A 15,789-nucleotide genomic window follows, 5' to 3' on the forward strand; every position below is an offset into this window, starting at 1 on the left:
CGGTATTACTGTACTGCGCGAACCTTACCTTGCTTGAGGTCATTCAACACCATAGATTTTGGACCATCGGCGATGACGCAACCTTTTTCCATCACAATCACGCGATCAACGATATCCAACATTGATGTTTTATGTGTAATCAATATCAAGGTTTCACTTGGTGTTAGTTGGGATAACTGATGCTTTATGTGCATTTCAGAACGGTTATCCATTGCGCTGGTGGGTTCATCCAGTAAAAGCACAGGTGGTCTGCCTAAAAGAGCGCGAGCGATAGCAATCGCTTGTCGTTGCCCACCTGAGAGAAGTAAACCCCCTTCACCGACTTGGCGCTCTAATCCTGCAGGATCTTGCTGAGTAAATACTGTCACTCCAGCTCGGTTCGCTGCATCCATAACATCTCTGTCATCGACTAAAGGTCGACCTAGGGTGATGTTGTCTCGAATAGAGCCATAGAACAGGTTGCTATCTTGTGGCACACAGCCAATATTACGGCGTACATCAATGTGATGAAGTTGTGCAATATCGGTGTCATCGATGCGTACATGGCCTTCTGTTGGTTGGTACAGCCCCATGATCAGGCGTTCTAACGTCGTTTTCCCCGAACCGATACGGCCAATGATAGCAACCTTCTCTCCAGGAGTGATCGTGATACTCAAATTGCGAATAGAAGCGACTGGCGAATCAGGGTAATGGAAGGTGACGTTATCAAGTTCAATCTTCCCTTGCACTATTGGACGGTGAATATAACGCTTACCTTGTTCTTGTTCATCAGGCATTTGCATTACTTGTTCAATGATTTTTAGGGAGGATTTCGCTTGATTATAACGGGTAGAAAGCAGTGAAAGTTGGACCATTGGCCCAATGGCACGTCCACTCAACATGGTAGCGGCAATAAGGCCACCCATAGTGAGATCACCGGAAGAAATCAAATACACGCCAAAAATGATCATCCCCACATTTGCCGCTTGTTGAACAAAGCCTGCGGTATTTTGGATGCCATCGGTAATACGACGGCTTTTTATATTCCAATTGGCCATATGTGCGACCGCTTCTTCCCAGCGGTATTGGAACTGACTTTGAGCACCAAATAATTTTACGGTTTCTAACCCTGCCAAGCTCTCTATTAAGTTTGCGTATTTTTGTGAGGCGAGGCGAGAACCCTCTTCAATTGCTCGTCGTAACGGCGCTTGAATGAGAAGAGAATAGATAGCAATGATAAGCACGCCCGCAATCGGAACAAACACTAGATTGCCAGCCATAAACCAAATTAGGATAAGAAATAGCAGCGCGAACGGTAGGTCGATCAATGATGAAATAGTCGCTGAAGTAAAAAATTCACGAATCGACTCAAATTCCTGTAAGTGGCGAGCAAATGCGCCTACCGATGGAGGACGTGATTCCATGCGGATTCCCATCACTTTACTAAACAGTTTTGAGGAGATGAGAATATCTGATTTCTTTCCGGCCACATCAATAAAGTAGCTACGAAGTAGTTTGAGCAATAAATCAAATAAGAAGATAACGAAAATACCACTTGCGAGTACCCACAATGTTTCAAAGGCGAGGTTTGGTACGACTTTATCGTAAACCAAGCGGCTAAACATGGGCGCAGCAATAGCAAACAGGTTGATTAATATCGACGCAATTAGTACGTCACGATAGATATGCTTTGACTGCCATAATGTACCCCAAAACCAGTGGCCATCCCGAGTTTTTAAGACTTCAGGCGAGCGTTCGTCATAACGAAACTGCTTTTTGACCATAAAGTAGCGACCAATGTATCGCTCGGTAAGCTCCTCTAATGGCAAGGCAACAGGAATTAATCCTGATTCAGCGGTAACAATTTCAGCTTCCTGACTTTCCTCGTTAATACTATTGAGTACACATGCCTCGCCACCTTTCAGTAGCAGTACTACGGGAAAGACTAATTTGGGTATTTGCAGTAGTGTTGAGCGATTTTCTTTCGCGACTAAGCCAGCCCGTTCAGCGGCGCGAGGGAATAGAAAAGGCGTCAGTTTGCCATCGGATAATGGTAGACCGTTAATAAGCGCTTCAGGAGAATTCGCCAATCCGTAATAACGGCTCACATAGATAAGCGAATTAAGTAGCGTGTCTTGCATTACATCTGACCTTCTTCTTATTTATCAACAATAAAGCCTTGGAAGACTTCAATAAAATGCTCGGAAAGAAAATCAAGCTGTGTTTGAGTCTCAACCCTTGATGCAATAGTGGTGATACCTAAATTATGCGCAGTACGAGAAATTGACGTTAAAGTGAACTTCTGTTTTTCATCATCTAAATGATGGGTAAATAGGTAATCTAACTTCACGTATTTTGGACGGAATTCATTGATGTAATCTAAAGACTGGAAGTTTCGCCCATAGTTATCAACCCCAAAATCAGCGCCAGCGGTACGCACGGCATTACAAAATAGTGCCGTGTGATGCGGGGCATTGATAAAGCATGCTTCTGGTATTTCAAAATGCAAATTTGCACAAATGGATCGGTGTTTAGTGAGAGTTTGGGTTATCCAACGAATAAAGCTTGGCTGAGAAATACTGCTTTGAGCAATGTTAATAGCTAAAGGTTCGTTAATTTCTGAACTTTCTAATTTTTTGATCATCGACTGTATAACATACTCGTCAAAGATATGACTTGCATTGAGTTGATCGAGTGCGAACAGGTACTGATTAGCACTGTAACGTTGGCCATCATGTTCAATTGCGGAAAACACTTCTCGATGGAAAGTTTGTCCCCAGCTGTTATTCGCCGCTTGTAGGCGGAAGCTAAACCAGTCGTTATGGATCGCTTCTTCAACTAGATTTTTCCACTGTTGTTTACCCATCACAACTTGATCGGTTTCACTACTCACAAAGCCATAAGAGAGATCTGGGTTGGCGGTGGCGAGTGCCAGTGCATTATCGAGCAGTGACAGCATCTGCGTCGAAGATTTAGGTTCTTTATTATAAACGACCCCTAGAGAAACTTTAGCTGATGCCATACCCGTTGGATCGGCGCTGACATCTTGCACAAAGTTCATGATACTGTCGGCAATAATTTTTAGTTCACTTTCATCCATGTTTGGCAAAATGAAACCAAACTCTTCGGTTGAAATTCGCGCTAGAGTCACTTCTGGAGATGTCATCGAGACTTTGAGGTGGTCTGCCAAGTGTCGAACCATGCCATCTCCAGCTTCATATCCTTTATCTTCATACAGCTCTTTAACGAATTCAGCTTGAAGAATTGCAACCCCACCAAGTGCGCTTTCTGTTAGCCAGCTATTGAGTTGGCTCATGTAGTAGGCGCGATTACCTAAGTGAGAAACCGGGTCGATATAAGCCCGTTCACGCAATTGCTGCGCTTCTTGCGCTTGTGCTTTGAATGATTTTTCAACTTGCGCCGACATACTATTGATGCCATCAACGACATAGATGAGATCTTTAGTTGCGGGGCGAGGAAGCGGTTCACCGAATTGGTTACGCGCCACTTGCTCCATTTTTTCGACGATCATTTGTAGCGGACGCAAAGCGCGTTTTAGGATGAAAGCAATCGCGGCTAAACCAATAATAAAAATGGCGCTAAAAGCGGTGAGCAAGCGAAGTAAAGCTTGCCAAAGTTGGGCATAAGCTTCGCCTGGGTGGCTGACGATTTCCACTTCAGCGAGCTGCATCCAGCCACTCGTCACTACGCGCTGGTCATGAATAGGAGCAAACAGGTGTAGATCGGTAAACCATTGCGGTACATCACTTGGTTTTATTGGATAAGAGCGTAAAATCTCCTCTTCATCGTCCAAAAAAATCAGCCGCACGACAGAGTATGAACTGCCATCAAATAACGCGTTGATGACTGATTCAACGGCAATCTTATCTTTTTTTTCTAGATACGGTGCCAGCGCTAGCCCTACGGTGTTGATGGTGTTACTGACTTCAGAGCGTTGCTGCTGCTCTAAGCTGTTGCGGGTGGTATTGAACTCAATGATAAATACTGAAGCCATCAGCATTATAAAGACTGCAATCATTCCCGCGACAAGTTGTTTATATAGCGTCATATTACCTACTCATCGTAACTTATTATTGGTTTATTTAATTTTAGCGAACGCTCACGAGCTCGTAAGTCATTCCAAAGACTCAACCGTGAAGAATCTCCAGCGAGCTGGCCATTTTTCGATTTCATTAGCCACAAATTCTTACCGTTAAAACTGTATATCGGCAGTAAATCGCGACGTACCGATGCTGGCTTAATTTCAGGATTTATATTGTCTAAAATTAAAGGCTCGGCATTCGGTGTTGAATAATAGGCAAGTACCATGTGAAACTGGTTTAGCTCTATTGCTTTAACATATACAAGACGTAGCTTTTTATCATCGATACCTAATTCAAGCAGTGAGAAGTACTTGGCAATAGTGAAATCTTCACAGTCTCCGGCATTGCTGCCGAGAAATTCAAGAGGTGTTGCCCAATAGTCATTTTTCCCCCACAAATCAATATCGTTAACGAAATATAATTGATTGAAAAAACTATTTATTTTTGTGAGTTGTTGCTGTTCCGACGCATTTTGGTACTTGGCGATTTCTTTGCGCCACGTTTCAACTCGCTTGCCTGCTCGAGTTCCATAAGTGCGAGTCGCCGCATCCACCCACTGTTGCTCTTTGGTGTTGAGCGCTTGTGGTGCGGATGTCGTCAATATCAATAAAAACAACGCAGGCCAAAACTTCATTGGTAGTTATGACCAACGTTTTGTTTAACGTTCATTGGGTGAAGGCTATTCCCTAAGTGCATTTTTTTGCGCGCCTAATATTGGTTTTAGTAAGTAATCCATTACTGTGCGTTTACCAGTAATGATATCTACTGATGCCGTCATTCCTGGAATAATCGGTAAATTTGCATCATGACCTAAACTGGTTTCGTTGGTTCTGATACGAACCAGATAATAACTTTTACCTTCTTCATCTTGCGTAGTATCAGCGCTGATGTGTTCAAGTCGTCCTTCTAAGCCACCATATTTAGTAAAATCATAGGCGCTAAATTTAACAATAGCAGGTAGTTCTGGATGCAGAAAAGCAATGTCTTGAGGGGCTATTTGCGCTTCGACGACTAGCGTATCTTCGGTGGGCACTACTTCGACAATATCCATTCCTGGTTGGATAACACCGCCAACGGTGTTGACATAAAGTGTTTTGATTGTGCCAGTCACAGGAGAGACAACCACGGTACGATTTACTTTATCTTCAAGGCCTACCGCCGACTCTGTAATAGAGGAGAGCTTGTCTTGAGCATCATTCAGCTTTTCTTGCTGCTCAGAGCGGAATGTTTGCGCGGCACTAATGCGGTTAAGCATCGCTTCCCGAATGGTTGATTTCAGTACCGGAATTTTCAGTTCACTGGATGTCATCTCGCGACGCGTATCATTAACTTGGCGTTGTAATTTGAGTAATTCAATTCGAGGCACAACGCCTTCATCAGCTAAAGGCTGGGTGATTTCCAACTCTTTTTGAGCGAAGTTATAACTTTGGCGGAGGTTCTTTACCCTAGCTTCTATTTCAACGAGATCTTGCTATTTCTGTTTAACTTGTTGATCAAGTAAGGAGAGTTGGTTGCGAAGATTATTCAAATCTTGACGATATTCGGCTTTCTGTCTTTCAACTAACAGCGGCTGAGTATCTTTTAATATGGGAGGAAAAGCCAGTTTGTTAAAATCAATTCTTACGCTGTTTTGCCATTGATTTTCATCGAAATTTTCGTCAATCACTACACTAGTAATTGAAGCCGAGAGCTGTAAAACGCTAGCCGTTAAGTTGGAGACTTGTTGTTCGCGTTCTCGGTAATCAGAACGAAAACGAGTATCGTCAATAAGCAGCAGTTGTTGCCCTTTTTGGACTTTTTCACCTTCGCGAACCATTATTTGTTTTACCAAGCCGCCTTCCAAGTTCTGCACCACTTGAATTTGCGAAGAGGGAACCACCTTGCCTTGTCCGACGGTGACTTTATCTATTTCTGCCCATGAAGCCCAAAATATCGCCAAAATAAAGAAGCAGACCATAACCCAAAGCATAATACGCGCACTATTTGGTGTATTGAGCAGTAGAGCGGCAGTTTTATCGTCCACATACTCTAATTCAGTGGTGGAGAGTTTGTTATAACTCTTATTGCTCATGGGTTATCCTTGTGCCTAGTTATATTGTGTATTTGCTTGATTTTATTACTTGTCTGGCAAAATGTTAAGGTTTTGCTACTCATCATTAGGCTTGTATTCAGTATTTTAATCAATAGATGCTTTCAATTTCAGTTTCTATTACAGTTTAGCTGTTAATTATTGATTTTGTGGTGTTGCCACACGCTTGAGTTCTCTCACTGATAAGCGCACAATCACCAAAAAACTCACAGGAGTCGCAATGGAACTTTCAGACATTCGCCGTGAATATATTCAAGGTGGGTTGAGACGCAAAGATTTGCTGGCCAATCCGATCGATCAATTTAATCTTTGGCTTCAACAAGCTATTGATGCCGGTCTTACCGATCCTACCGCCATGACAGTGGCAACCGTTGACGAGCATGGCCAACCTTTTCAGCGAATCGTCTTGTTGAAAAATGTCGAAAAAGAGGGATTTGTCTTTTATACCAATTTAGGCAGCCGCAAAGCGCAGCATATTGAGCACAATAACAAAATTAGTCTGCATTTCCCTTGGCATCCTATTGAGAGGCAAGTGCACATTACTGGTATCGTTGAAAAGCTGTCAGCTTTTGAAAATATGAAATATTTCACATCTCGTCCTAAAGAGAGCCAAATAGCCGCCATTGCGAGTCGTCAAAGTAGCCGCATCTCTGCTCGAGGCATCTTAGAAGGTAAGTATTTAGAATTGAAGAAGAAGTTCGAGAAAGGTGATATTCCAGTTCCCAGTTTTTGGGGGGGATATCGCATCAAGCCTGAGTCGATAGAGTTTTGGCAAGGGGGCGAGCACCGTTTGCATGACCGATTTATATTTACTCATCATGATCAAGCATGGGATATTGAACGCCTAGCTCCATAGTGACTATGACTTGATAAAAATGCCCCGATTTATGCGGGGCATTCGTTATTTAAGACGATTGATAACTGTGTTTTGAGTAGTGTCTTAGGGATATGAGAACCATAACCTTGGTCGAGTGCCATATCGATTAACTGCTCTTTGCTGTGTGCGCCAAACTTAGTTCTTAGCTTTGCTTCATAACCCTCGACGGTTTTAGTTGAAATGTTCATTACCCGAGCAATGTGTTTGGGCTTTTTACCATAGAGAAGCAAAAATAACACTTCGGATTCTCTGGTTGTTAATGTGTTTTTCAACGTCTCGTGAAGGCTGGTGGCATGCTGAGCTGTCGTCAGTCCCGTTGCTCTGCATATCCAATGTCCTACCTCCAAGATAGCGGTATCGGTTAACTCTTGACCAAAGAAAATCGTGCCTTGAACTTCTCCTTGAACATTGAACCACGGTGTTTTGGTAAAGATATGTGCTCGCCAAGAGCCATCGGGATAAGGGTGGATATCGAGTACTTTTAACTGTTTTTGAGTGGTGATGACGTAGTGATCTTGTTGCTGAAATTCAGTTGCACACGTTGTGGTTGGGCTAGGCATCTCGAAATCGGTAAGACCGATACACTGTTTTGCATCCTCAACACCGATTAACCTACCATAAGCATCATTCGCGTAAACAAATACTGAGTTAAGGTCTTTGCACCCCCAGTAGCCAGGTAGTTGCTTAAATAACGAAATTTGTTCGTCACTGAGAAAGTTACTCACGATAGATCCCCTAGATATCAGACCGATATGATACCAAGAGCATTCACAGTTGTAATCATGCAAAATCATGAATAAAAAAAGCCAGCCTGAAGAGGGGCTGGCATAAAAACAAGAAATGAATCTTGTCGACGTGTAGAAGAGGTTCTGTGAATTCTGCTAGGGTCTCGCTGAATTCACGGATATACCACATGGATATAAATTATTAAACTTGTTTAATAATCGTCGCTACTATATTCGATCTATACAGCACGAAAAAAGGGGGGAATTCCCCCCTTTTCTGCTTTGATTATGCTTAAAGTTCTCTAACTACTCTAAAACCAACATAGTTAGCAGATGTAGCAGGAGCGATAAAGAGTTTGCCATGAGCGGCCGCTGTCGATGGAGAAAAGCTCCATGCTCCACCTTTTGCTTTACCTACAGGGTCATTGGTCCATTCCCAAACATTACCTACGACGTCATAGATACCCAAGTTATTAGGTGCAAATGACTTAACTGGTGAGGTGCTTTTATTTGACCAAGGAGTGCCACTCCAGCCTGTATTGGCTTTTCCTGTACCAAAGTCATTGCCCCACCAGTAATCGGTTTGTGCCCCAGCTCTCGCCGCTATTTCCCATTCGTCTTCGGTTGGAAGGCGGTAGGTATAGCCAGTCTGTTTACTTAGCCAACGAGTATAAGCTTTAGCGTCATTTTGGCTGATGCACACGACCGGAGATTGGCTTAATTGTTTAAAGCCGGGATCGCGCCAGTAGCTTCCGGCAATCGGAGTGATCTCAGACTCAGAGACTGTGGTACAAAGTTTTTGTAACTCAGCATCCGTTTGATAAGTCGTTTGATTAATAAAGGTTTCAAATTGACCAACCGTGATTGGTGTTGTTCCAATTGCGAAAGCATGATCAAGGCGAATCTGTTTTGACGCATGTTCACCAATTAAGTATTCACCGGAAATTAATGTGACAAGCTCTGGGGCTTTAATATCCCCCTTTAATGTGTCGGCAAACTTATGGCCAGCTTTTAATATATTGTCTTTTTCACGCAAAACGGCTCGCAACGTATTGTCTGATGTGATTTTGAGCTCTTGATGGAAAGAGTGATAACCTTCTTTTTCTATTGTTACGACATGAGGTCCAACAGGAAGCATCACCTCAACGGGGGTACTGCCGTAGTGAACGCTATCAATGGTGACTTTGTCACTGTATTGGTTAGAACGAATAGAGAGTGTGACCCAGGCTACCTCTTTCTGCTTTTCACCGTTTGGCGAGTATTCTCCAGGGGCGAAACAGTATTGTGAATCGACATTCAGTAGTTTGCAGGGAGTATTTTCACTAGGTCTTGCGTCCAGTTGTACATCCAGTACGGTTTTGAACTTGTTGCCACTGTAAAATCCCGATTCTACGGCTTTATGACGTAGCACATGAATGTTGAGTGACACATTCGCTAAGTGCTGCTTCACTAGGTTAGATTCAGTAGTTTGATCGATTAAGTGACTTTGGTATTGGTTAACGGCTTTTTGTAAGGCTAAATCGTTAGTTTGTTTTGCGCATTGAGCGAGTGTCATGTCTGCACTACATGCATTAGTAAAGCTGACCGTTTGCTCACCGTTTTGTCTGAGCTCACCTTTTAAACGTTCAACGCGTGCACGCAACTTATGTTGCTCTAATTCAGCAATGCCTTTTTCGACGGTATGTTGAGCCGCTTTTTTTTCAGCCAGTAGGGCTTCGAGCTCTTGGAGTTTTTGCTCTGCTTCTAAACGTGCTTTCTGGTTTTGCTTTACATTGGCCCAAGCCGACTGATAGGCATTTTGAGATGGCATGATGTCCAGATCAGGGTCATCGATCATTTTCATGTAGTCGCGTTCTAAATCGGCTTTCGCTTTAGTGAGCGCGGCATCTAAGCTTTGGGTCTGTTGATTAAGCCTATCTAGTTCGCTTTGGTGATTATTGACCATCACCTGCTGATCATTGGCTGCCGTTTGGGCTGCTTGTAACTCGGACTGTTTAGTAAACAACGCGTCATCAATGGCAATAACTGAGGAAGGCGTTCCTTCTGCCATCGTCGACGTTGCCACTAAGCAAGGCGAAAGTGCTAATAAGAGAGCGGGTAAACCTTGTCGCATTGTTATCTACTTCAGTTAGGTTATTAGTTCATTGTGACTATTCTAAACGAAAACGCCATTTTGTCTGAAGTCATCTTTCAATAACTTAGTGACAAAATGGCGTTTTAACCGCATCTTTGTGAATTACGACAGAAAAACTGCGTTATCTGCGGACTATTTAGCTATCTTTGTTTGGTCTAAGTTTGACCCAAACCGTATCGTTGCCGTTAATCGTGAGCACACGATTGTAGGTTTCGTAACCATCTTTCGATACCGTTACTTGGTGGCGGCCACTTGGTAGGACGATTTCAACCGGTGTACTACCATAGTTAATGCCATTGATCGTCACAGCGTCATTGTACTGGTCTGAACGGACAGTAACATTTGCCCACTGTTTGTCATTCTTTTTTGTGCCTTCCGATGTTCCGCCTTTTAAGCAATATCTAGAAGAAACATTCAACAACTTACAAGCAGCAACGGCTTCTGGTTTTGCCTGAAGCTGGGCTTGCATTTGCGTGAAATATTCATTGTTACCTTCGAAACCACTGCGGATGATCTGACTTTCTTGCACAAAGATATTGAGCTCAACACCTTTGAGGTTTTGCTTGGCAATAACCGATTCAGTCAAGTTATCAAGCAATTTAGCACGGAATGACTTCACTGCTTTTTGTTTTGTTAGATGTTGTCCTTGATTAGAACATTCACCTAGCGTCATCGTAGTAGAACAAGCCGTTTTATAGCTTGTTTCGAGAACACTGCTTTCACGCAGTTCTGCTTCTAAGCGTTTTACTCTTGCTTCAATGCGTGATTCTGCAAGGTTTGAGTATTCATTACTCAAGCGAGCTTGCTTTTGTTTAATTTGAGACAAACGCATTTCACTTTCGGTCATGGTTTGATTGTTCTCGAGCTTCTCAGCTTGGTTCTGTTTTACTGCAGACCAAGTTTCTTGGTACCTCTTTTGAAATGAGACTAAATCTGTATCTGGATCATCTAAAAGACGGCCATATTGTTTGTCCAATGCAGACTTAGCGCGATTTCGCTTAGCATTAAGCTCTTCACCTTCACGCTGAAGGCGAGCTTGTTCATTTTTGAGTTGTTGAAGCTTGGCTCCCTCTGCTTCATATTCTGAAGAAATCGCGTCGATTTCACTCTGTTTAGTAGTCATTTTTTCATCGATAGCGGTGACAGGATCAACCTGAGTAACTTCTTCCGCGTACACCGATGCAGATACCCAAATAGGGCTTAGCGCAAGCAATAGCGCTGGGATGTGACGTGTGATCATAGGTCCCTGCAACAAATTAACGTTTAACCACAAAAGTGGGAAAGACAAACTTTTGACAGCTGTAGTAGATAAGCTGTTTTCGTAATGCAAATTCTATTCCGAATAACACCTAAATTTATTGAAATCTGCCAATAGGTGACTGATTTTTTAAATTTTATAAGTGCGCATCCTCATTTTGAGCCTAATGACGAAATATGCAAGCCTCTATTTTCGATCTACTTAGGGGTTTTGGGATTGAACACGCATTGACCGTAATTTATGTGCACTTGATCATTGTTCCGATTTGAGAATCGAAACTAATTTCACCCATGGACATTTTTTTTATATGTGCTTTGATGATTATATGGTTAAAAAGGACGGCTTTATTTTGGCTCTTGATAGTTTTGTTATAACATTTGGCAATCAATCCAATGTGATGTTCGAAAATGAGTGATATTGCGCCGATTAAGCGAGTTAACTACCAGCTAAATGACAAAGTTTTGTCGCCAAAACCTGCGGAGTTGGTGACGTTACCCTCGTATATGGATTGTCATGAGCATAGCTATACGCAAATTGTCATTGGACTTAAAGGTCAGGCTGAATTTGAAGTTCAAGGCGTGGGTAACTTAGTCGGCCCTGGGCAGGGGTGTGTGGTGACATCTGGCTCTGATCATGCTTTCGGTGGCGTGGTGGGGCAGTCTGATATTTTAGTATTGAACATGGCCTTGCCCAGTAACGATGATCCTTTATTACTACAAAAAATCAATGAGATATCGAGTGCGGATACTTATTTTAAGCTTGATGGTCAAATTCAAAAATTGATCCATCTACTGGTCAAGGAAATGCAGTCAAACCCTGATGACCTACTGCTGAGTCGCGCATGTAATGATACCGTTATCGCTTTGCTACAACGCCATATCTCGGTGTTTGACACTCACCGTAAAGAGTCTCGCTTTGATCTTGAAGTGATCGATCGCTATATCGAATTGCATTTAAGCCATAAGATTTCGGTCGCTCAATTAGCAGGCAGTGTATTTCTGGGTGAAAGTCAGTTTCATATGTTATTTAAAGAACAGATGGGCATTACACCGCATCAATATCTACTCGGTAAGAGAATTGATATGGCGAAAACATTGATTGAGCAAGGACGTTTAAGTTTTGGTCAAATTGCTGAACTGACAGGGTTTTCCGGACAAAGTACTTTTACTCATTCATTTACTCGCCTACAAGGTGTTTCTCCTTCCCAGTACAAGAAAATGTGTCGCAGTTGAGGACATTTTTTCCTATTTCTTTTCTAAGCTTGTTTTTTCTGTGTCTTCAGTTTAGTTAAATTCTAGCAACAAGGTAGCAATTTACGGCATAACGTGTGGCTTTCTTTGATGTGATTGTGTTTTTATTTTGTTAATAGCCAGAGTTTTTAGCAAAAAGCTCGGAGTTTTTGACAAGTATTCTTCTCGGGCTCAAAATACACTGCTAGCCATTGCAGGAAACCCGACCTTTTCGGGTGTGAGATTGAGGAAAACGCATGTTTACAGCAACAGATGTGTTGAAAGCTGAGTTTGTCGAGCAACCGCTTGATAAGCTTTGGCCGCTGATCTCGCCACTTTATATGGTGGACGAATCCCAATGGCTAAAACAATTGCTTCCATTAGCAACTCCGACGGAGCCTGAAAAGTCGGCAATGTCGAGCAAAACCACATTATTAATTGAAGCGATACGAGCTGACAAAAAGTCAGTTCAGATGATTGATGCCCTGTTACTTGAGTACAGCTTAGATACACAAGAAGGCATTTTGCTGATGTGCTTAGCTGAAGCATTGATGCGTATCCCTGATACTGAAACGGCTGATGCCTTTATCAAAGATCGTCTCAGCGTGGCGGACTGGAAATCTCACCTTAAGAATTCTGAATCAGTTTTTGTTAATGCCTCAACATGGGGTTTAATGTTAACGGGTAAAGTTGTTGGTTTATCAGACTCGGAAACTGCCAGTCCAGCACAAGCATTGAATCGATTAGTCAACAAACTTTCAGAACCCGTTATTCGCAAAGCGATGCACCAAGCAATGAAAGTAATGGGCCATCAATTTGTTTTGGGGCGCACCATTGCTGAAGCACAGAAGAATGGCCGCCCGATGCGTGATAAGGGTTACACCTATTCATTTGATATGCTCGGTGAAGCAGCGCTGACAACAGCCGATGCTAACAAGTATTTCAAAGACTATTTGATGGCGATTGAGGCAGTTGGTCGTGACCAATATGGTTTGGAAACAAGCCCAGCCCCCTCGGTTTCCATTAAGCTTTCCGCATTACATCCTCGTTATGAAGTGGCAAATGAAGAACGCGTTCTCACCGAACTTTACGGCACATTACTCTCGCTTTTGGAACGTGCAGTTGAACTAAATGTGGCGATTACAATTGATGCGGAAGAGGCTGATCGCCTTGAGCTATCGCTTAAGCTTTTTGAGAAAGTCTATCGCAGCGATTTAGTGAAAGGATGGGGTAAGTTTGGGTTAGTGGTGCAAGCTTACTCTAAACGTGCTTTACCTGTTTTGATGTGGCTAAATGGACTTGCTAAAGCTCAAGGAGATTTAATTCCGCTGCGTCTAGTCAAAGGGGCTTACTGGGACAGTGAAGTCAAATGGTCACAGCAAGCAGGCTATAGCAATTACCCAGTCTATACTCGTAAAGAAGCGACTGATGTTGCCTACCTTGCGTGCGCCCGCTTCCTACTTAGTGAGAATGTTCGCGGTAATATTTTTCCACAATTTGCTAGCCATAATGCGCAAACCGTGACGGCAATTGCAGTGATGGCGCAGCACAAAGATTTTGAATTCCAACGCTTACATGGAATGGGTGACGCTCTCTACCACCATGCAATGAGCGCCTACAAGCAGTCTGTGCGTATTTATGCACCTGTTGGCAGCCACAAAGACTTGCTACCGTACTTGGTACGCCGTTTACTAGAAAATGGGGCAAATAGTTCGTTTGTTCACCGCTTGGTGGATGCTCGTTGTCCTATCAGCAGCCTAACTCAACACCCGGTTGATATGCTGCTAGCGTACGACACACTGTACAACAACAAAATTCCATTACCTTCGAATATCTTCCCTGAGCGAGCGAACTCGTACGGAGTTAATATTGATATCGAAAGTGAAGCAAAACCTTTTGCAGAGAAAGTGGAAGCGTGGTTAAGCAAGCAATGGCGTGCTGCACCAGTTATCGGTGGTACTGACCACTACCAAAGCATGGTGAACCAAGGCGTTGAGCCTGAAGTAGTCTCCGCACCTTATGATCGCCGAGTTGAAGTTGGTCAGGTGATGTTTGCTAACCTTGATCATGCTTCCGCTGCTATTGAGGTGGCTGCGCAAGCCTTTGAAGCGTGGAATCTGCAACCTTCAACGCAACGCGCTGAAAAATTAGACAAACTTGCTGATTTATTGGAAGAGAATCTTGCTGAATTAGTTGCGCTTTGCCATCAAGAGGCGGGTAAAACAATTCACGATAGTATTGATGAAGTTCGTGAAGCGGTGGATTTTTGTCGCTATTACGCTAAGCAAGTCGCAACATTAAAACCATTTGAAGTAGAAAGTTTTGATGGCGAAACACGTCAAGTTTGTCGTGAGGGGCGGGGTGTCTTTGTGTGTATCAGCCCGTGGAATTTCCCACTGGCAATTTTCCTTGGTCAAATTGCTGCGGCGCTGGTCGCTGGTAATACGGTTGTGGCAAAACCTGCGGAGCAAACCAGTTTAATTGCAGCGCGAGCTGTAGAGCTGATGCTAGAAGCTGGCTTCCCAACAGGTGTGATTCAACTCCTCCCTGGACGTGGCGCTGAAATTGGTAGTGCATTGACCTCTCATCCAGCAATTGCGGGAGTAGTGTTTACCGGTTCGACGGCAACGGCGCAACGTATTAATAAGACGTTGGCGGAACGCGATGCAGCCCCAGTACCATTTATTGCCGAGACTGGTGGCCAAAATGCGATGATCGTTGATAGCACCGCGTTACCAGAGCAGGTCGTGCGAGATGTTATTCGCTCGGCATTTGCCTCCGCAGGGCAACGTTGTTCGGCATTACGGGTGTTGTTTGTTCAACAAGATATCGCTGATCGTATTATTAATTTGATCCAAGGTGCGATGAACGAGCTTAGCGTCGGTATTCCCCATTTACACAGCACGGATGTGGGTCCTGTGATTGATGATAAAGCCAAGCAAAAATTGCTTGCTCACATTGAACATATGACGCAAACACAAAAAAAAGTAGCTCAATTGACCCTCAGTGAGGCGTGTGATCTGGGTGACTTTGTGCCTCCTACTGCTTTTGAAATCTCGGATATTTCTTGTTTAACGGAAGAGCAGTTTGGTCCAATTTTACACATTGTTCGCTTTAAAGCGCGTGAGTTAACCGATGTCGTTGAGCAAATTAATCAAACAGGCTTTGGCTTAACCATGGGCATTCATAGCCGTAATGAAACAACGTATCGCTGGGTAGAGAAACATGCTCGTGTTGGCAACTGTTACATCAACCGTGACCAAGTCGGTGCAGTGGTCGGTGTTCAACCATTTGGTGGCCAAGGGCTTTCAGGCACTGGACCTAAAGCGGGTGGGCCTCATTACCTGTATCGTTTTACGCAAACTGTATTTGCTCATTAATTCAAGCGAAGGAGA

General features: G+C 43.4%; 9 protein-coding genes and 1 pseudogene. 3 read left to right on the forward strand and 7 right to left on the reverse strand.

The window, feature by feature from the left end; translation table 11 throughout:
* Positions 1 to 5: 5 nt before the first annotated feature.
* The 4 genes and pseudogenes from HGG78_RS08305 to HGG78_RS08320 form a co-directional block, all read right to left on the reverse strand.
* The gene (locus HGG78_RS08305) at positions 6 to 2,120 is read right to left on the reverse strand and encodes a type I secretion system permease/ATPase (protein WP_172532601.1); all 2,115 of its coding nucleotides are present in this window, start codon (positions 2,118 to 2,120) and stop codon (positions 6 to 8) included.
* A 17-nt stretch (positions 2,121 to 2,137) separates the two neighbouring features.
* Entirely contained in the window at positions 2,138 to 4,048 is a 1,911-nt protein-coding gene (locus HGG78_RS08310) for a bifunctional diguanylate cyclase/phosphodiesterase (RefSeq protein ID WP_172532602.1), read from the reverse strand.
* 5 nt (positions 4,049 to 4,053) lie between these two features.
* Positions 4,054 to 4,716 carry a transglutaminase-like cysteine peptidase gene (locus HGG78_RS08315; RefSeq protein ID WP_171979863.1) on the reverse strand — a complete coding sequence of 221 codons (663 nt, stop codon included), beginning with the start codon at positions 4,714 to 4,716 and terminating at the stop codon, positions 4,054 to 4,056.
* Positions 4,717 to 4,761: 45 nt separating this feature from the next.
* Positions 4,762 to 6,153: pseudogene (locus HGG78_RS08320) on the reverse strand (HlyD family type I secretion periplasmic adaptor subunit).
* A 238-nt stretch (positions 6,154 to 6,391) separates the two neighbouring features.
* On the opposite strand from HGG78_RS08320, the gene pdxH reads away from it, so the two are divergent.
* Positions 6,392 to 7,027: a pyridoxamine 5'-phosphate oxidase gene (gene pdxH, locus HGG78_RS08325; RefSeq protein WP_053308959.1), complete on the forward strand. Its 636-nt coding sequence runs from the start codon at positions 6,392 to 6,394 to the stop codon at positions 7,025 to 7,027.
* Positions 7,028 to 7,056: 29 nt separating this feature from the next.
* Here the strand turns inward: pdxH and HGG78_RS08330 are convergent, their stop codons facing one another.
* The 3 genes from HGG78_RS08330 to HGG78_RS08340 all read right to left on the reverse strand — a co-directional run bounded on the left by HGG78_RS08330 (position 7,057) and on the right by HGG78_RS08340 (position 11,147).
* Positions 7,057 to 7,773 carry a PAS domain-containing protein gene (locus HGG78_RS08330; protein ID WP_171979864.1) on the reverse strand — a complete coding sequence of 239 codons (717 nt, stop codon included), beginning with the start codon at positions 7,771 to 7,773 and terminating at the stop codon, positions 7,057 to 7,059.
* A 292-nt stretch (positions 7,774 to 8,065) separates the two neighbouring features.
* Positions 8,066 to 9,886 carry an SUMF1/EgtB/PvdO family nonheme iron enzyme gene (locus HGG78_RS08335; RefSeq protein ID WP_172532603.1) on the reverse strand — a complete coding sequence of 607 codons (1,821 nt, stop codon included), beginning with the start codon at positions 9,884 to 9,886 and terminating at the stop codon, positions 8,066 to 8,068.
* Positions 9,887 to 10,043: 157 nt separating this feature from the next.
* Entirely contained in the window at positions 10,044 to 11,147 is a 1,104-nt protein-coding gene (locus HGG78_RS08340; protein ID WP_053309054.1) for a PEGA domain-containing protein, read from the reverse strand.
* A 425-nt stretch (positions 11,148 to 11,572) separates the two neighbouring features.
* On the opposite strand from HGG78_RS08340, the gene HGG78_RS08345 reads away from it, so the two are divergent.
* Together HGG78_RS08345 and putA are read left to right on the forward strand one after the other, a co-directional pair.
* Positions 11,573 to 12,397, forward strand: coding sequence for an AraC family transcriptional regulator (locus HGG78_RS08345; RefSeq protein WP_053308962.1), 825 nt, complete (start codon positions 11,573 to 11,575; stop codon positions 12,395 to 12,397).
* Positions 12,398 to 12,651: 254 nt separating this feature from the next.
* On the forward strand, positions 12,652 to 15,774 hold the full coding sequence (gene putA / locus HGG78_RS08350; RefSeq protein WP_172532604.1) for a bifunctional proline dehydrogenase/L-glutamate gamma-semialdehyde dehydrogenase PutA: 3,123 nt from the start codon (positions 12,652 to 12,654) through the stop codon (positions 15,772 to 15,774).
* The last annotated feature ends 15 nt before the right edge of the window (positions 15,775 to 15,789 follow it).

Source organism: Vibrio aestuarianus (assembly GCF_012395185.1).
In the GTDB taxonomy this organism is placed as follows: Bacteria; Pseudomonadota; Gammaproteobacteria; order Enterobacterales; family Vibrionaceae; genus Vibrio; species Vibrio aestuarianus.